General features: G+C 39.5%; 14 protein-coding genes, 1 pseudogene and 1 other annotated feature. Of the genes and pseudogenes, 10 read left to right on the top strand and 5 right to left on the bottom strand.

Features of this window, described 5'->3' with window-relative positions:
• The first annotated feature begins 30 nt into the window (after positions 1-30).
• Positions 31-1,269 carry an L-lactate MFS transporter gene (locus tag IGI68_RS01500; RefSeq protein ID WP_273231639.1) on the top strand — a complete coding sequence of 413 codons (1,239 nt, stop codon included), beginning with the start codon at positions 31-33 and terminating at the stop codon, positions 1,267-1,269.
• Positions 1,270-1,376: 107 nt separating this feature from the next.
• Here the strand turns inward: IGI68_RS01500 and IGI68_RS01495 are convergent, their stop codons facing one another.
• Positions 1,377-1,727, bottom strand: coding sequence for a helix-turn-helix domain-containing protein (locus IGI68_RS01495; protein ID WP_438729793.1), 351 nt, complete (start codon positions 1,725-1,727; stop codon positions 1,377-1,379).
• A gap of 153 nt (positions 1,728-1,880) precedes the next feature.
• Between IGI68_RS01495 and IGI68_RS01490 the strand changes: the two are divergent.
• The 6 genes and pseudogenes from IGI68_RS01490 to IGI68_RS01465 all read left to right on the top strand — a co-directional run.
• Positions 1,881-2,954: pseudogene (locus IGI68_RS01490) on the top strand (glycerate kinase family protein); the annotation flags it as partial.
• Between the two features lie 19 nt (positions 2,955-2,973).
• Positions 2,974-3,339, top strand: coding sequence for a cupin domain-containing protein (locus IGI68_RS01485; protein WP_071875079.1), 366 nt, complete (start codon positions 2,974-2,976; stop codon positions 3,337-3,339).
• Positions 3,340-3,685: 346 nt separating this feature from the next.
• Positions 3,686-4,528, top strand: a complete 843-nt coding sequence (licT, locus tag IGI68_RS01480; RefSeq protein ID WP_071875080.1) for a BglG family transcription antiterminator LicT — start codon at positions 3,686-3,688, stop codon at positions 4,526-4,528.
• Between the two features lie 15 nt (positions 4,529-4,543).
• A complete protein-coding gene (locus tag IGI68_RS01475) occupies positions 4,544-6,424 on the top strand; it encodes a beta-glucoside-specific PTS transporter subunit IIABC (protein ID WP_071875081.1) in 1,881 nt (626 codons plus the stop codon).
• Between the two features lie 28 nt (positions 6,425-6,452).
• Positions 6,453-7,883: a glycoside hydrolase family 1 protein gene (locus IGI68_RS01470; protein ID WP_071875114.1), complete on the top strand. Its 1,431-nt coding sequence runs from the start codon at positions 6,453-6,455 to the stop codon at positions 7,881-7,883.
• Positions 7,884-8,084: 201 nt separating this feature from the next.
• Positions 8,085-9,002: a prenyltransferase gene (locus IGI68_RS01465; protein WP_071875082.1), complete on the top strand. Its 918-nt coding sequence runs from the start codon at positions 8,085-8,087 to the stop codon at positions 9,000-9,002.
• Between the two features lie 54 nt (positions 9,003-9,056).
• Here the strand turns inward: IGI68_RS01465 and IGI68_RS01460 are convergent, their stop codons facing one another.
• The 3 genes from IGI68_RS01460 to IGI68_RS01450 are packed head-to-tail and all read right to left on the bottom strand — an operon-like array spanning position 9,057 to position 13,051.
• Positions 9,057-10,817: an ABC transporter ATP-binding protein gene (locus IGI68_RS01460; protein WP_438729787.1), complete on the bottom strand. Its 1,761-nt coding sequence runs from the start codon at positions 10,815-10,817 to the stop codon at positions 9,057-9,059.
• Positions 10,810-12,573, bottom strand: a complete 1,764-nt coding sequence (locus tag IGI68_RS01455; RefSeq protein ID WP_071875084.1) for an ABC transporter ATP-binding protein — start codon at positions 12,571-12,573, stop codon at positions 10,810-10,812. Before IGI68_RS01455 ends, IGI68_RS01460 begins: the two co-directional genes overlap by 8 nt.
• Before the next feature lie 40 nt (positions 12,574-12,613).
• Positions 12,614-13,051: a MarR family winged helix-turn-helix transcriptional regulator gene (locus tag IGI68_RS01450; protein ID WP_071875085.1), complete on the bottom strand. Its 438-nt coding sequence runs from the start codon at positions 13,049-13,051 to the stop codon at positions 12,614-12,616.
• Positions 13,052-13,338: 287 nt separating this feature from the next.
• On the opposite strand from IGI68_RS01450, the gene IGI68_RS01445 reads away from it, so the two are divergent.
• Positions 13,339-14,817 (top strand): DEAD/DEAH box helicase, encoded by a 1,479-nt coding sequence (locus IGI68_RS01445; protein ID WP_438729783.1) that lies wholly within the window; start codon positions 13,339-13,341, stop codon positions 14,815-14,817.
• Positions 14,818-15,048: 231 nt separating this feature from the next.
• Positions 15,049-15,309 (top strand): hypothetical protein, encoded by a 261-nt coding sequence (locus tag IGI68_RS01440; RefSeq protein ID WP_071875087.1) that lies wholly within the window; start codon positions 15,049-15,051, stop codon positions 15,307-15,309.
• A gap of 104 nt (positions 15,310-15,413) precedes the next feature.
• Positions 15,414-15,642 (top strand) — a binding site (T-box leader).
• A gap of 273 nt (positions 15,643-15,915) precedes the next feature.
• Here the strand turns inward: IGI68_RS01440 and IGI68_RS01435 are convergent.
• A complete protein-coding gene (locus tag IGI68_RS01435) occupies positions 15,916-17,067 on the bottom strand; it encodes a cobalamin-independent methionine synthase II family protein (RefSeq protein ID WP_071875091.1) in 1,152 nt (383 codons plus the stop codon).
• A gap of 213 nt (positions 17,068-17,280) precedes the next feature.
• Here IGI68_RS01435 and IGI68_RS01430 point away from each other — a divergent pair, with 213 nt between their 5' ends.
• Complete coding sequence (locus IGI68_RS01430; protein ID WP_438729778.1) at positions 17,281-18,090, top strand: aldo/keto reductase family protein; 810 nt, start codon at positions 17,281-17,283, stop codon at positions 18,088-18,090.
• Positions 18,091-18,124 lie beyond the last annotated feature (34 nt).

Raw genomic sequence — 18,124 nt, 5'->3', positions numbered from 1 at the left:
AGTCAACTAAAAAAGCAATGGAGGAAAAATATGAACAAGAACATTAACCGTTGGCAAGTCTTAATTGCCTCAACGGCAGTATTGCTTTGTACGGGAGCGATTTATGCTTTTAGTGTCTTCGCAGGTCCCTTAAGTGCCTCACAAGGTTGGACGATGACGGAAATTATGCTAGCTTTCACGATTAATTCGGCAATCGCGCCAGTCCCAATGATTTTGGGCGGATTTTTAACGGATAAAGGATTCGCAAAATGGTCCATCGCCATTGGGGGAATGATGTTTGGACTGGGCTTTTTATTAACTGGTTTTGCTACGAGCCCAACGATGCTCTATCTCACTTATGGTTTGATTGGTGGTTTAGGTCAAGGGTTGGCCTACTCTGCTTGCTTGAGTAATACGATTAAATTATTCCCTGATAAAAGAGGGTTAGCCTCTGGAATCATTACGGCAGGTATGGGCGGTGCAGCGATTATTGCTGCACCAATCGGTAATGCGTTAATCGAACGCTTTGATGTACTCACAGCCTTTAAATCATTAGGATTTTCTTATATGATTATCATTGCGATTGCGGTTATTTTTATTAAACAAGCACCTGCAGGTTATCAAGTGGAAGGATGGGTGCCGCCACAACATCAAACTAATCAAGGACTGATCAACAAAGATTGGAAAATGATGCTCCGAACTCCCTTTTTCTATCTGATCTTTTTAATGCTCTTTACCGGTGCGTTTTCTGGTCTGATGATTGCAGCTAATGCGTCGGTCATTGGTCAACAAATGTTCCAATTATCTGCGACTACCGCGGCGATGTACGTCAGCTTATATTCTCTTAGTAATTGTGCCGGACGTATCGTTTGGGGAACCGTCTCTGATCGATTAGGTCGTAATCATACCTTGTCGATTATTCTTGGAATGGTCATTCTCGCGTTTATTATTTTGACTTCTTTCTCTTCGCAAGTAGGATTTGCGATTGGGATTATGATTTTAGGATTATGTTTTGGTGGGGTTATGGGTGTCTTCCCGCCAATGGTTCTAGAAAACTACGGTCCGGTGAATCAAGGTGTTAACTATGGGATTATTTTCTGTGGGTACTCCGCAGCTGCCTTTTTCGCGCCAAAAGTAGCCGCAGGAATTGCGACAGCCAATAATGGTGATTTTACAAAAGCCTTTTACGTGGCAATCGCGGTGGCCTTGATTGGTGTCGGACTTAATCTGACTTATATTCAATTAAAACGTGCACAAAAACGAGTAATCGCCATCAACAAAGCGAATTAATTTTTACATCGTTGTCTGTTTCGTTGGATGCTAAAAAGCCTAGAAAATGGTTGTCTCTTCCATTTTCTAGGCTTTTTTGGGATTTCTTGATATCAAAACGTTCGACGTTAATCATTTGGCTGAGACAAATAAAGAGCGACGCGTAATTGCAACGACAGTTCAGGAGAATCAATTGGTGCATCAAATAGGTTTTGGCATTTCTTAATGCGATAATGAACCGTATTGCGATGTAAAAACATTTTTTCGGCCGTTTCAACAATCTTACATTGACTATCTAAATAAGCGGCTAACGTTCGCCGTAATTCGAGATCTGTTGGATTGGTTGGATAAGCCAATTCTTTTAAAATCGATTCACAAAAATAAGCCATTTCTTCTTTTGAGACATTCTCGGCAATCCGATGAATGCTTTTTTGTTTATCGTAAAAGCGAATTCCGGGACTAACGACATGATTTTCCAATACGCTGAGTGCTTCTTTATAGGAAAAGTGACATAAAGAAAACTGATTGACCGGCTCACCCACGCCTAACGCGCTTTTTATGTTAATAAAGTGTTCAAGTTTCTCTTGAATACAAATGAGTGATTCTCGCAAAGCTAAGGGGAAGCCGCCAAAAAAGGGATTGAGGCGGCCTATCGCGAGCAGTCCCAACCTGAAATTAGCGTCTTACCGATTGCCGATGGCGGTGAAGGAACCATTGATGCGATTTTCCATCGCTTTTCCGAACAGATTCAAACAAGTACTGTTCAGGGGCCCATGCTTGGTCAAACAGTCTTGGCGAAACACGGGCAAATCGCGAAAAAAGTCGTACTTGAGATTGCCGAGACTTCCGGGATTACCCTCGTGGAAAAAGAGAAACTAAGTCCTTGGGAGGCGACGACTTATGGCTTAGGAGAAAAGATCAAGCAGTGCATTCAAGAAGGAGCCCGTCATTTTGTCATTGGACTTGGGGGGAGTGCCACAAATGATGCCGGTATTGGGATGTTACATGCGTTAGGCGTACGCTTTTTGGATCAATCTGGTCGTGAACTGGGTTATCGTTTAAAGGATTTAGACGGATTAGCTAGCATTGATGCAAGCCAAATCCTCCCGGAACTAAGCGATTGTAAGTTTGTCATCGCTAGCGATGTGACCAATCCGCTTTGTGGGGAGCAAGGAGCTACCGCTATTTTCGGTCCTCAAAAAGGAGTGAAAGTTTCAGACCAAGTGACGATCGATGCGTTACTCCAACGTTTTGCTCGGCTAACCGAAGAAGCAACGGAAACAACGATGAAAGAAGAGTCCGGAGCTGGAGCGGCTGGCGGCGTTGGTTTTGCTTTTCTTAGTTACTTACAGGCGACGATTGTCCCAGGATTTGATGAAATTGCACGCCATCTTCATTTGGAAGAGGAGATTCAAACGAGCGACCTCGTTGTGACGGGTGAAGGCTTACTTGATGCGCAGTCATTGATGGGGAAAGTCCCGGTATCTGTTGCTCGATTAGCTGACAAATACAATAAGCCAGTCATTGCTCTAGCCGGTGGGGTTTCAAAAGAGGCAAGGCAAAGTAACAACCAGGGAATTCAAGCCTATTTCCCTACGATTCAACGGATTGCGAGCGAACGTGAGATTTTAAGTAAAGAAACGACACTCGCTGCAATTGAAGCGACAGCAGAACAATTATTCCGTTTTGCACAATTATTTCAATAAAAATGAGAGGATGATTTGAATGGAGACGATGTTAAATCGCCGTTTATTTAGAATAGAAGAAGTTAGTCAATTTTGTGAACAAGAAGGAAAGAAAACCATTTTTTATGAAACGCCTAAAACAGCGGGTGCCGTTTGGTGTTTAAAACCTGGACAAAGTGTCTTTACGCATGCACATACAACGTCAGATGATTTGTGGATTGTTTTAAAAGGTACGGGTACTTTCTTCCCAGAGCCAGGTAAAGAAGTGACCATTACGAAAGGCGATATGGTCATCTCATACCCAGGAGAACAACATGGGATGAAAAATACCGGCGATGAAGATTTTGTTTTTGTCGGTGTCGCAGGACCGATGCCAATGGACCTCATTTGTTTTGATGACGAGTAGGTTTTACAGTCGTCACTTCTCTTAGAGCAATAGAAAAACGAAAACCATTTTGCGGTATTTCTCATTTTCACCTCTTGCATCGTGAAATCAACTATGCTAACATAGGTCTAGAAAATAAGGATTGTAACTGGTAAAGCAGGCAAAACCTCAGAAAAAGACGTTTCCTTTTTAAGAAAGGAAGACGGCTTATTCTGTGGTGCCTGTTTTTTTGTTGTCTAAAAAGAGAAATGAAACCCTTAACGTCGTATATGCGTTGCTTTTTTAGGTATCAGAGCAAACTTTATTTTAAAAAATAATACGGAAATCAAGTAAGCGGTTAAAATCGCGAGTTGAAGGAGGTGGAGAAATGAAAATTGTGAAAGTGTTAAACAACAATGCTTTTTTGTCTTACGATGAACAAGGACAAGAAGTGATTGTGATGGGAATTGGGGTAGCCTTTGGTAAGAAGAATGGCCAAATGGCTGATTTAAAAGGACGTTATAAAATATTTTCAACGTCAGATTCAAAAATAAACGAACGATTTAAAGCGGTTTTTTCAGATATTTCCGAAGAGTATTTAGAAATTACGGAACGCATTATTTTTATTCTTGAAAAAGAATACGATAAAAAAATCGATGATATTGTGTATGTCTCTTTAACGGAGCACATTCATGGTGCAATTGAACGGCTAAAAAAGGGAATTGAAGTCAAGAATCCTTTACTGATGGATATTCGTCGATTATTTAAAGATGAATATGAAACCGGTTTGATGGCGTTAAAAGAGATTGAAGCGGTGTTTGGTCTAACCTTTATTGAAGACGAAGCCGCGTATATTGCACAACATTTGGTTAATGGCCAATTGGATCAGTTAGTGGATATTAACGACATGTCGAAGCTCATGCAAGAAATTATTAATATGATTAAATATACGTTTCGGATGGAGTTTAATGAAGATTCGATTTATTATCATCGTTTCGTCACGCATTTAAAATTCTTTGCCCAACGAATCATTGATGGCCAAGTTTATGTCAGTGAGAGTGATGATATTTTTGAAGTTTTTCGAAATAAATACACGGCGAGTTATGAATGTGTCGTCAAAATTGATCACTACTTACAAAAACATTATCATTATTCGTTAAATACAGATGAACAACTTTACTTAATTCTTCATATTGAAAAAATTACGAAGAATTCGCAAATTCAGTCATAGAAAAGGATGGTTACAATGGATGCTTCAAAAGTAGCAGAACAAATCTTAGTTAAATTAGGCGGTCAAGAAAATATCGTCAGCGTGGTTCATTGTATGACACGTCTGCGTTTTGTCTTAAAAGATGAAACAATAGTGGATGATCAAGCAGTTGAACAAATTCGTGGTGTCTTAGGCGTCATGAAAAAAAGTGGCCAATACCAAATCATCATCGGAAATGAGGTCAATGCCGTCTATAAAGAAGTCATCAAGCTCGGTCATTTTGGAGGTGAGACCGCAAACACACCACAACCAAATAAAAGCAAAATGAATCCTTTTTCCACCATTCTAGATGTGATTTCTAGTTGTATGGCACCAGTGATTCCAGCCTTAATTGGTGCGGCGATGATTAAAGTATTATTGACAGTGTTACCAATGATTGGTTGGTTAACAGAGTCGAGTCAAACCTATCAATTGTTGTCAGTTATTGGTGATGGCGCCTTTTACTTTATGCCTGTCTTGATTGCCATGTCAGCAGCTGAAAAATTTAAAACGAACGCCTACTACGCGGCGAGTTTAGCACTTATTATTTTACATCCCAATTTTGTTTCGTTAACAACGAATGCAAAAGACGCTGGCGAGACATTAGCGTTCTTTGGATTGATTCCTGTGACATATGCTTTTTACGCGTATTCCGTGATTCCGATTATTTTATCAGTGTGGCTTCTTTCTTATATTGAACCATTTGTCGATCGTATCACACCGAACGTCACTAAAAACTTCTTAAAACCAATGTTAGTTATGTTAATTACCGCCCCAATTGTGATGACGGTTGTCGGACCAATTGGCTCGATTTTAGGAAATGCCTTGTCTTCCTTCATTTATGGGATTCATGATGCGCTAGGGTTAGTGGCAGTTGGCTTGATTGCAGGGGTCTATCCGTTTATCGTAATGGCTGGTATGCATCATGCCTTTACGCCAATCAAATTAAGCATTATTGCGACGACAGGTTATGAGGCTTTTATCTGCATTGCGGAATTTTGTTCGAACATGGCGCAAGGTGCTGCTTCGTTAGCCGTTTCGATTAAATCGAAAAATAAAGATTTAAAACAAGTTGCTGGCTCTTCTGCTTTTTCTGCCCTTTTAGCGGGTATTACAGAACCCGCCTTATATGGCGTAACCTTACGCTTGAAAAAACCAATGCTCGGTGCAGCAATTGGTGCGATTAGTGGTGGTTTAGTTGGTGGATTCTTTGAATTAAAAGCTTTTGGTGTTGCAACACCAGCCTTGATTACGATCCCACAATACTTAGAAAAAGATCGTCCCATTTCGTTACTCTATATTTTAATTACGGCTGCGGTCACGATTGTCGTGTCATTTATTGCAACTTATTTAATTGGATTTGAAGATATCGTCGATGATCATTATGAAGAAGAAATCGAAAATGGGACAATTTCCACTTTAACAAAAATCAACAAGTTAGAAAGTCCAATGGCCGGAAAAGTGATCCCACTAAGTGAAGTCAATGATAAAACCTTTGCTGGAGAACTATTAGGAAAAGGGTTGGCGATTGTGCCGACAAAAGGCGAAGTTGTCGCACCTTGTGATGGAACGATTGATGTATTTTTTGAAACGGGACATGCAATAGGCTTAAAAACTGATAATGGTGCCGAGATTTTGATTCATGTTGGTTTAGAGACAGTGAACTTGAATGGTCAATACTTTACGCCTGCAGTTAAAGTAGGAGAAAAAGTTAAAAAAGGTGATCGCATCCTCACTTTCGAATTAGAAGCTATTGTGGCAGCTGGATATGATATTACGACACCGATTGTGATCACCAACTCGCATGATTATCTAGAAATTACGGTTGCGCGTCAAGGAAATGTCGAAGCACTAGAAGAAATTTTAACGATTATATAAGGAGGATTCAAAATTGAAACCATTACAAATGCCTGATACTTTTTTATGGGGAAGTGCTTCTGCCGCTTACCAAATCGAAGGGGCTGCTCAAGAAGCTGGGAAAGGAATCTCAAACTGGGATGAATTTGTAAAAATCCCAGGGAAGACCTTTAAAGAATCGACGGGCGAAGTCGCAGTCGATCATTATCATCGTTACAAAGAAGACGTCGCATTAATGGCCGAAATGGGTTTGCAAACGTATCGCTTTTCGATTGCTTGGGCCCGTATTTTTCCAAAAGGTCATGGTGAGGTGAACCTAGAGGGTGTCCAATTTTATACAGAGTTGATTGATGAATGTTTGAAATATGGGATTGAACCGATGGTGACGTTATATCACTGGGATATTCCTCAAGCTTTAGTGGAAGAATATGGCGGCTGGGAAAGTCCAAAAGTCGTGGAAGATTTTGTCCATTACGCGACATTCCTATTTAATCAATTTAAAGGTAAAGTAAAGTATTGGATTACGATAAATGAACAGAACATCTTTACGACCTTTGGCTGGCTGACAGCGATGCACCCACCAGGAAAATTTGACGATGAAAAAATGTATTATCAAGTGAATCATCATGTTTTTCTAGCACATGCAAAATCAGTCCTTGCGTTTAAGGAAATCATGCCTGAAGGAAAAATAGGAGCGAGCTTTGCATATAGTCCAAGTTACGCCTTGAATAGTGATCCGATTCATGCAATGGCAAAAATGGATTTTGATAATTTAAAGAATTTTTGGTGGATGGATGTCTATGCCTACGGTCGCTATCCAAAAAATGCCTATCACTATTTAGAACAAAAAGGTGTGGCACCAATCGTGACAGAAGCCGATCAAACAATCTTGAAACAAGCAGCAGCTTTGATTGATTTTATGGGTGTCAACTATTATCAAACAAGTGTAGCTGAATATAATCCAATCGATGGCGTCGGTCCATATGGCGAGATGAATACGACAGGTAAAAAAGGAACCGGACAAGTAACGGGTATTCCAGGTTTATACAAAAATCCAACGAATACGCACTTGAAAACAACCGATTGGGACTGGGTAATCGATCCGTCCGGGTTGCGTTATGCATGTAAAGAAATCACCAGTCGTTATGATTTACCGATTGTGATTTCAGAGAATGGACTTGGAGCGTTTGATACGTTGACTGATACTCAAGAGATCCACGATGCTTACCGGATTGAGTACTTATCAAAACACATTGAAGAATTAATGAAAGCTTCAGAAGAAGGCTGTGAAATTTGGGCGTATTGTACATGGTCGTTCACTGACTTATTAAGTTGGTTAAATGGGTATCAAAAACGGTACGGATTTGTCTATGTCGATCGCGATGAAGTGGGTGGAAGCTTGAATCGTTATAAAAAGGATAGCTACTATTGGTATAAAGAAGTCATTGAAACAAATGGACAATCAATCACGGTAAAATAAATCAAACTCAGGAGTGAAAATGCTCCTGAGTTTTTTCATGATTTTGAAGTGTAGGAAGTAGAATACCAACAACATTTGGAAATGTAAAAGTTGTTTGTGTCCATTCTCAGCGTGACGTCACCTTGAGCCTAAAATATGGGAAATCAAGGAGATTATGTTATAATACGCTAGCACTATTGAGAGAACTTGGAGGAATGAGTCATGCGTTTTAAACAATTTTGGGAATTAGCAGAAGTGTATACTGCGCCCTTAAATTTATTTTTAATCTTACTGGGAGCGTCGTATGCGCAGTTTCAGTTTGACACTAACTTAAATGGTCCATTTGTTATTTATCTTTTCATTATTTTACTTTTTCATGTGGCTGTTAATATTTTTAACAACTACATGGATTACCAGAATGCTTCGGATGACCATTCGTATAAGGTAAAGACGAATATTATTGGTCGAGAAGGCTTATCGTTGAAAACCGTCCGCAACTACTTTTACTTTTTCATGACACTTTCGACGCTGTTTGGCTTGTGGTTAGTCACGCTGACGAGTATCTGGGTCGTGATTCCAGGGATTATCGGCTTTTATATTGGTTTATTCTATTCGACAGGCCCCAGACCATTAAACAGTTTACCGATTGCCGAAACCATTACTTCACTAGCTAGTGGTTATCTTGTCCCGCTAGTAGCACTGTATGTTTTGCTGGCTTCGACACAAGAGCCGTTCACGTTGGCAGTAGCGTTGCGTTTTTTACTTGTCTGTTTGCCGCTCGTTTTCATGATGTTCAACAATTTAATTGCGAATAATACATGTGATTTGGAAGAAGATATTGTAAACGGGCGCCGGACACTCGTTTATTATCTTGGCAAAAAGCGTGCGACCGTGTTCCTTAAAGCCAACCTTCTTATCAGCTTTTTGTGTTTACCTCTGGTTGTTTTTCTAGGGCTTGCGCCATGGACTGTTCTCCTTTTAGGATTGAGTTTACCAAAGCTCATGCGAGGATTGACTCCTTATATGGCGCTGCAAGATAAACAAAAGACGTTCCCAATTGTCTTAAAAACGATGTCGGTCGTGATGATTGGCTATCCAACACTTTACTTTTTGGGGACCGTTCTTTCCTATTGGTTCTAAGTTCTTTGATAGCACACGAAAAAAAGCAGGAGATAAATTCTCCTGCTTTTTTTGTTAGCCTTTAGAAAACTGGCTGTTATAGAGGTCGGCGTAAAAGCCGTTTTGACGCATCAAGGCTTCGTGATTGCCTTGTTCGATAATATCGCCGTGGTTCATGACTAAAATATTATCGGCATTGCGAATGGTTGACAAGCGGTGAGCGATAACGAAAGAAGTTTTGCCTTCCATTAATTTGTCCATCGCTTTTTGAATTAACTCTTCCGTTCTTGTATCAACGGAGCTTGTTGCTTCATCTAAAATTAACATTGGTGCTTGTTTAATTAAGGCACGCGCAATCGTCATTAATTGTTTTTGTCCAACAGACAGTTCCACACTATCATCTAAAATCGTATCATAGCCCTTTTGTAAGGTCGTAATGAAGTGGTGCAAGCCAACCGCTTTACAAGCATCGACAACAGCTTCATCCGAAACGTCTTTTTGGTTGAAAATTAAATTTTCTTTGATTGTTCCTTCAAATAACCATGTGTCTTGTAAGACCATACAAAATTGATCATGCACTTCTTCGCGGCTCATCTCGTGAATCGATTTGCCATCAATGCGAATGTCACCTTGATTAATTTCGTAAAACTTCATTAATAAGTTGACGATGGTTGTTTTCCCAGCGCCGGTTGGTCCGACAATGGCAATCTTGCTACCAGGTGTCGCCTCAACAGAAAAGTCATTGATAATCATTTGATCGGGGTTATAACTAAAGCTAACATTTTCAAAGACAACATGTCCATCTGTTTGCGTTAATTGACGCGTCTTAGTCGCTTCATTAGTCATTTCTTCTTCACCTAAGAATTCAAAGACACGGTTTAATGCAGCACTAGCCGATTGTAAATTCCCAAAAGCTTGAGCCAATTGAGATAATGGATTCGTAAAAATACGAACATAAATCATAAACGCAACAATGACACCAAAGGTAATCGTGCCATTAAGCGCTAAAATCGAGCCGACCACACAGACCATGACGTAACCAAAGTTCCCAATGAAGCCCATCATCGGCATCATGATTCCAGAAAGGAACTGTGCCCGCCAAACACTGCCATATAAATCCATGTTTAGTTCTTCAAAGTTGTCTTGCACTTGTTTTTCGGCATTGTAAGTTGTAATCACGCTATGACCAGAATAGATTTCTTCTGCATAACTCGAAATCGCTCCAAGCTTGACTTGTTGCGCGATGAAATGTTTTTGTGAAGTAGCCAAAATCAACGCTACGACCGCAAAACCTGCGAGAGAAGAGATAATAACGGTTAGACTAAGACGCCATTCACTATTGAACATCATGATAATTGAACCGACTAGTAACGTAACGGACGGTGCAAGCGTCGCAAGACTTTGACTAAGGGATTGACCAACAGTATCTAGGTCATTTGTGACACGACTAAGCGTATCCCCTTGTTTGTGTGAATCAAAATAACGTAGTGGCAATCGATCAATTTTCTCGGATACGTGACGTCGTAATTTTTTAGAGAAATTTTGGGTAATCGTCGTAATAATATAACCTTGTAAGTACGTCATGATTGCCCCAATGAGATAAATAATCACTAAGAACGTCGCAATGCTTTTGATTTTATCTGTATCGATTGTGCCGCTTAATCCAGTGGCAATTGTGTCAGTAATTTCGCTTAAACGGTCAGGACCTAAAATCGTTGTAATACTTCCAATGGTTGCAAAAATAACCGCCAACACAAAAGGAAGAGTATATGAACCAGCATATTTTTGGATGTTGGCCCAAGTTAAATGGCTTTGGGTTTCTTTTTTCTTACTCATTAACTAATTCCTCCTTCGATAATTGTGAATAGGCAATTTCTTGATAGACTTCGTTGTCTTTTAGTAATTCTTGGTGGGTTCCTTTACCGACAATGCGTCCTTCATCTAAAACAATAATCAAGTTCGCGTCCATAATCGTGCTAATGCGTTGTGCAACGATTAATTTAGTCGTTTGTGGTAACCGTTCTTTTAAAATGCCTCGTAATTTCTTATCGGTTTGATAATCAAGCGCAGAAAACGAATCATCAAAGAGTAAAATTTCAGGCTGACGGGCAATGACTCTGGAAATCGCCAGACGTTGTTTTTGGCCACCAGAAAAGTTGCTGCCGGCTTGGGCAACAGGGGCTGCAAGTTGACCTTCTTCATTTTCGACGAAGTCTTTGGCTTGAGCAATTTCTAATGCCTCAAAGATCGCAGTGTCATCAAGTGGTGTAGCGGCACTCGTTCCTAATTCCATGTTTGAACGGATATCGCCTGCAAAAAGGACTGGTTTTTGAGGAATATACCCAATAATATTGTTTAACGTTTCGTGGTCAAAGTTTTTGACATTTTGACCGTTAATCACAATTTCACCTTTAGTGGTGTCAAATAGGCGCGGAATCAGTTTTAAAATCGTACTTTTTCCACTACCAGTTGAACCGATAAAGGCAACCGTTTCACCGGTATTAGCCGTGAACGTAATATCATTTAACACAGATTCGGCTGCATTTGGATAAGCAAACGTCACATTTTTAAACTCCACGGTTCCTTTTTTCGGTAATTCTGTCATTTTTTCTTTCGTAAAGGTCACAGAAGAAAAGAGGTCTAAGACTTCATTAATCCGATTGGACGAAACGATTGCTCGCGGTAAGATGAAGAAAATCATTGTCATCATCATGAAGCCCATTACGACTTGCATCGCATAAGCGGTGAAAACGACCATATCAGAAAACAAGCTAATTTTGTCGGCACCCAGTGCATTTTGAATTAAAAACGCACCAATCACATAGACAGCTAAAGTCAACCCGGAAGAAACGAGCGTCATCACTGGATTTAAGATGGACATCATGCGTCCTGTAAATAAGTTAACTGCTGTCAGTTCTTCATTGGCTTTTTCGAATTTTTCTTCTTGATAGCCTTTTGCATTATATGCTCGGATGACACGTAGTCCGGTCAGACTTTCGCGTGTCACGCTATTTAAATTATCGGTCAGTTTTTGAATCATCGCAAACTTCGGACGAACAAAAATCATTAAAATACTAATAGTAAATAGTAAGAAAATGACCGCAACTGCTGTCGTAGCAGTCCATTCCCAACTTTTATTCGAAATTTTAGTAATCGCCCAAATGGCTGTAATGGGTCCTTTAATAATGACTTGAAGTCCCATTGCGATTAACATTTGAATTTGGGTCAAATCATTTGTTGTTCTTGTAACCAGGCTCGGCACTGAAAAATGCTGAATTTCGTTCGTAGAATAATTGGTAACCCGGTTAAATAACTCTCGGCGTAAACGAGTGATTAATCCGGCTGCAATGCGAGCGGCGAAGAAACCGACTAAAATCGCAGAAGCAAAACTTAATAACGAAAGCCCAATCATTGTAAATCCAGGTTTTAAGATATCCGCTGTAACGGTTCCTGGTGTTTGTAAAAGAGTGGTGATTTCAGCCATGTACGAGGGAATTTTAAGTTCTAGATTCACTTGTACTAGGATAAAAATGATGCTAAGTACAAAAAGGAGTCTTTCTCCGGTACTTGATCGTTTGAAAATTCTAAACATAACTGTCGTTCCTCCTAAAAAATATCTTAATCAACTAAAATTATTGGATATTTTTTTTCATTTTTTCCACAACTTGCAAAAACGTTGCGATTTCATCTTCGGTTAAATCTTGCTGTAAGGTCTTTTCAATATCTTTTAGCACATGTTTGATTTGTTTAACGCTATCGATGGCTTTATCAGTTAAGATAATTTGATTCCGACGTTTATCTTTTGACGAGACACGACGTTCAACCAATCCACTTTTTTCCATTCGATCAAGTAATTGACTCGCAGTTGGTTTGCGAATCGATAATTCTTCTTCGATATCTTTTTGGTGAATTTCTCGTAGATGGTTCCTCGAAATAAAATGGATGACCATTGCCTGTGGATGAGAAATATTTTCGATATCGTTTTGAATGGCTTCGTGATCGATTTTTCGACTCAATAAAATCGATAATTCGCGGATATGAAAGCCGAGCGCTCCTTGATGATTGTCCATGTTCATCCTCCTAATATAGTTAACGCACTAACTATATTATCTATCTTCGAAAAAAATGTCAATCAATATGAAAAAATTAAATGAAAGGAAATGAAAATGAGAGGTGTCAAGCAACCAAAAAAGGAAGAAAAGCCAATAATAGGGGGTTTTCGCATTAAAAAAATTTCCTTTTCGTGTAATATTTGGTAAACCGTGTTACACTATTGAAGCGAAAAAAATAATAATAGTATTAAGCAAGGCGCAGAAAATCTGTTGTGAACTTGTTTAATAGAAGGATGTTAAATTAAATGAGTCAAAACCGATTTTCAGAATACCCGTTGGATGAATCGATTATAAAGTCCCTATCCGTCTTAAAATATACGGATCCAACCCCTGTACAACGAGAAGTCTTGCCGCTACTGCTTAATAAAAAAGATGTGATTGTCCGCTCGCAAACAGGGAGTGGAAAAACTGCCGCATTTGGCATTCCATTATGTCAATTAGTTGATTGGGAAGAACGCGCGCCACAAGCCTTGGTCTTAACGCCAACGAGAGAACTTGCGACACAAATTAAAGATGAAATATTTAATATCGGACGTTACAAACGCTTGAAAGTGGAAGCCTTATTTGGGAAAACGTCTTATCAAACGCAAGTCAAAAATTTAAAGCAACGCACTCATATTGTGGTGGCGACACCAGGGCGTTTATTTGATCATATTGAACGAGGAACGATTGATTTAAGTCAAATTAAAACATTAATTATTGACGAAGCGGATGAAATGTTTGCGATGGGATTCATTGATCAAGTCGAAGATATTTTACAGGAGTTACCGCAAAATCGCACGACAGCCTTATTTTCAGCGACAATGCCAGATGCCGTTAAAAAATTAACGGAGCACTTTTTGAAACACCCGAAATACGTCGAAATCACGGATACTGACCAATCGAAAAAACGGATTCGCCAGCAATATATTCGCGTGGAAGATGAAGATAAATTAGCAACCTTAAAAGATTTATTAATCGTTGATAATCCAGACAGTAGTATTCTTTTTTGTAATACGAAAGTGATGGTCGAACGGTTAATGAAAGAACTAGATCGCGCGGATATTAAAGTCGATATGCTCCATGGTGGCATGGAACAACGAGACCGTACCCAAGTCATTAATGATTTTAAACGGGGCTATTTCCGTCACTTGGTCGCAACCGATGTCGCTGCTCGTGGAATTGATGTGGCGGATATTGCGCTCGTCGTGAATTACGATTTACCAGATAAACCAGAAACCTACGTCCATCGTATTGGTCGGACGGCTCGTTTTGAAAACAAAGGGAAGACCCTTTCGTTAGTTAATCCACGTGATCGTGCATCATTTGCAGCGATTCGCGAAGCACAAGGGGATGTGTTAGAAGAAATTCCTCGTCCAAGTCGAGCAACGGTGGATAAATACCGATTAGACTTTGAACAAAAACAACGAAAAAACCCAATGATTCGTAAAGAAAAAGGGCTAGATTTCAAAGAAGATATCATGAAAATTCATATCAATGCCGGTAAGAAAACAAAAATGCGACCAGGCGATGTAGTAGGCGCAATTTGTAATGTTGAAGGTGTTACGGGCGACGATATTGGCGTCATTAACTTAATGGATGTGTCCACATTTGTCGAAATATTAAATGGCAAAGGCGAAAAAGTCCTCAAAGCGCTTCAGTCAACGCCAATTAAAGGCCGCAAACGACGCGTCAGCCGTTCGAATGAGAGTGAATACGAACGCGATTTACGCAACGGTTATTAAGAAAGAAATGGCTAACAGCAACAAACTCTTTTATCAGAGGTTTTGTTGCTGTTTTTTAGCATCTAAACGAGTGAGGTGAAAGAGGAGGAAAAGACAATGTCAGTCTGAGAATCAGAGGAGGATTTTGAATGATAAAAACTTAATGAATAAGAAAAGTGACAAATAGTCCTTGCACTGAAACCGGTTTTATACGTTATACTTTCATTACTTTAAGAGAAAGAGGGGTTCATCATGCAAACATATCTTAGAATTGGACAAACCTATCTATTCGCTCAAATACAAATTACTGATAACCAACTTTTTATTCACAGTCACCAAGGCATCCGTCAAGCAATCGAGCGGAAAATAGATTTGTCTCGCATTGATTGTCTCTATAAAGCACCATTTTTTGGAAGCGAGCAAATTTATTTTTCTTATGAAGGCGAACACTACTGGATTTATGAAGCAGGATTAGGGGTACAGGATTATTTAAAGAATCATTTGGTCAATTAATCTTCCTGTGTGAGGCGTATGTTCAAAACAACATTTTGAAGCAAAAAAAATTGATTTCTTAGAACAAATCTAGTAAGATCAGTTAAATCTAATCTTATTTTAATCTAAAACCAATGAAGAGAAGAGTAATCTTTTTATCCACTTTTGAAGAGAGGTTCCGTTTGGTGAAAGGGACTAAAGGGGAAAGAATGAAGATGGTCTCGGAGGAGAGTCGGCTGATAGGTAAGCCGCTTCGATTTGTTCGATCGTTATCTCGAACGCTATTTCTTCGGAGATAGTTCAGGAAAGCATTGCTTTCAAACAAAGGTGGTACCACGATGACTCGTCCTTTATCAGAAATATTTTTTTCTGATAAAGGACTTTTTTTATTGGTTTGACGAGGATTTAAGAGTAGATATTAAAGGAAACGACAGTAAAATCAGATGGTTACCATCTCCTTAAACAAGGTGATAACCATCTGACTTTTTTCTGTCATCTTTAACCATAATGTGACTCGGCTAAAAATCATAAAACGAAATCAATGCTTAGTTGAAACCGCAAATAAGAGAGCACGATCTTAGTTACACGTACTTACCTGTGCCTAGGACAGTGCTCTCTCGTTTTTAATTAGTCATTCCAAAAAGTTTTGGCAATGGCTTGACCTTGTGCAACTTTCTCCCATTGTTGTTCCGCTGATAATTCATTGCCACAATCACATGAGGCAAAACCACATTGGTGGGAGAGGTACAAGCGTTCTTTCGGTAAAATCGTACTGGCTTTTTCTAATAATTGATAGATGCGTGCTTCATCATCTAGGTGAGCGACTTTACTTGAAAGTAACCCTAAGACAACTTCCACTTCTGGACGATCTTTTAATACTGCTAAAGCAGTCAAATCACCGGCACGATCATCGTCCCATTCAAGAAAGAAGCGGTCATAATGTTGATCACGTAAGAATTTTTCAGCGATGGACTCGTACGATCCGCCAGCTGCATGACGACTTTCGTAGTTTCCGCGACAGTTATGAGTCCAGACTTTGAGTCCTAATTGATGCGCATAATCGGCAATTTCGTTATTAATGCCAATGAATGTATCCGCCAGTTCTTCGAGCCCTTCTTTTCCTGAAGCAAAAAACGATTGGTCGTTATCTTCAGAGAATAATTCCCATAAACAATCATCAAACTGGATGATTTCACCGCCAGCATCTTTATACTCTACTAGAAATTCTTTATAGGCTTTGATTAAGCCCTCTTTTAGTTCTTCTTGTGTATGGTACACTTGATCGTCTCCGTAAATCCCATTCATAATCGCTAATTCGGTAAACGCATGTGCAGCACCCCAAACGGTTAATTTTGTGGGATGATCGCCAGCCAGTTCTTTCAGTTGTTTAAATAAAGTAATGAAATGGTGATTTTTCCCGGAGAGTGGCTTGGTGATGCGAATGCCAATATCTTTGCGTGTTTCGTAAATACCACCATCAAAATCTTGGAAGGTATAGCCATTGTCGGCGATAAAGCGTTCGATACCCTCAAAACCCCAGACAAAATCCAGATGCCACATTGAGCGTGAGTATTCACCATCTGTAATGACTGGAATACCAGCTTCCAGTTGTCGTGCGACGATTTTTTTGATTTCACTTGTTTCGGTTTCTTGGTAACCTTCGAAAGCATCATAGAACGGATATTGAATGTCATCGCGGACTTCAATTTGATTTTTGTAAGCTAATAGGTTTGCGGGACGTAAGAGCGACCCAACGAGTTGAAAGCGATCGGTTGTCATAAGTTTTTTCCTCCAATAAGTAAAAATGATTGGATTAAGCATAACAGAGATTACTGAAAAAGACTTATATCGATTAATAGGAGCTAGTTATAGTTTATAACTATAGATAGGCGAAATAAAAAGAGTGGGAAGCCATCAAAAGTTTCTGTTTTGCCAAATTGTGCTAAACTAAATGAATAGGAAAAAACGAATCATACAATGGAGGAAGAGTATATGAGAGAACTTACGTTAAATACGGGTATAAACATTCCTATAATTGGTAGCGGTACCAACACATTTGGGAAAGTTGATCATCAATATATGGGTGAAATTAACGGCGATACGACCGAAATATTGTCAGCCATTGAAGTTGGCTATCGTCATTTTGATACAGCCATCGCTTATCGAAATGAAGCAGTGGTCGGCAAAGCAATCAAAGAAAGTGGCTTACCACGTGAGGCGTTCTTTATTACGTCAAAAATACCGGGAAAACCGGAATACACCAATAGTGAACGATCCGTGATGGAAGCTGTTGAATTTAGTTTAGCTAATTTAGGGACTGAGTATCTTGATCTTTATCTGATTCACCATCCTTGGGAAAATTTGGAAGAGATGGTGATTGTCTGGCATGTGTTAGAACGTTATGTCGATCAAGGAAAAATCAAAGCTATAGGGGTTTCGAATTTTGATAAAAAACAACTGGCCTATTTGTTAGCAGGTGCTCGAATCAAACCTGCTGTGAATCAAATTGAGTCTCATCCAGGAAAGTGGAATCACGAGATCATTGATTTTTCTCTCCAAAATGACGTTTTTCCTGAAGCTTGGGGGCCGCTAACAAGAGTCAGCCCTGAAGCAAAAGAACAATTAAGTCAAATTGGTCAAGCCTATGGAAAATCGTGGGCCCAAGTGATTTTACGTTATCAAATTGAAAAAGAGGTCATCGTCATCCCGAAATCACATCATCTCACGCGTCAAAAAGAAAATCTCGCTATTTTTGATTTTTCCCTTACCGAGCAAGAACGAAACCTGATTGGTCAGTTATAAAATGACGAGAGTCTCAGTGAATGTTGAGGCTCTT

Source organism: Enterococcus sp. DIV1314a (genome assembly GCF_051713805.1).
Lineage (GTDB): Bacteria > Bacillota > Bacilli > Lactobacillales > Enterococcaceae > Enterococcus_I > Enterococcus_I aquimarinus.
This window is presented reverse-complemented; position numbering and strand designations above follow the sequence as displayed.

Bases quoted from the DNA above. Each gene is read 5' to 3' on its own strand.
- IGI68_RS01450 (WP_071875085.1), bottom strand. From the start codon at position 13,051: ATGGACAATCATCAAGGAGCGCTCGGCTTTCATATCCGCGAATTATCG.
- IGI68_RS01475 (WP_071875081.1), top strand. From the start codon at position 4,544: ATGGATGCTTCAAAAGTAGCAGAACAAATCTTAGTTAAATTAGGCGGT.
- IGI68_RS01485 (WP_071875079.1), top strand. From the start codon at position 2,974: ATGGAGACGATGTTAAATCGCCGTTTATTTAGAATAGAAGAAGTTAGT.
- IGI68_RS01470 (WP_071875114.1), top strand. From the start codon at position 6,453: ATGCCTGATACTTTTTTATGGGGAAGTGCTTCTGCCGCTTACCAAATC.
- IGI68_RS01465 (WP_071875082.1), top strand. From the start codon at position 8,085: ATGCGTTTTAAACAATTTTGGGAATTAGCAGAAGTGTATACTGCGCCC.
- IGI68_RS01460 (WP_438729787.1), bottom strand. From the start codon at position 10,817: ATGAGTAAGAAAAAAGAAACCCAAAGCCATTTAACTTGGGCCAACATC.
- IGI68_RS01455 (WP_071875084.1), bottom strand. From the start codon at position 12,573: ATGTTTAGAATTTTCAAACGATCAAGTACCGGAGAAAGACTCCTTTTT.
- licT (WP_071875080.1), top strand. From the start codon at position 3,686: ATGAAAATTGTGAAAGTGTTAAACAACAATGCTTTTTTGTCTTACGAT.
- IGI68_RS01500 (WP_273231639.1), top strand. From the start codon at position 31: ATGAACAAGAACATTAACCGTTGGCAAGTCTTAATTGCCTCAACGGCA.
- IGI68_RS01430 (WP_438729778.1), top strand. From the start codon at position 17,281: ATGAGAGAACTTACGTTAAATACGGGTATAAACATTCCTATAATTGGT.
- IGI68_RS01440 (WP_071875087.1), top strand. From the start codon at position 15,049: ATGCAAACATATCTTAGAATTGGACAAACCTATCTATTCGCTCAAATA.
- IGI68_RS01445 (WP_438729783.1), top strand. From the start codon at position 13,339: ATGAGTCAAAACCGATTTTCAGAATACCCGTTGGATGAATCGATTATA.
- IGI68_RS01435 (WP_071875091.1), bottom strand. From the start codon at position 17,067: ATGACAACCGATCGCTTTCAACTCGTTGGGTCGCTCTTACGTCCCGCA.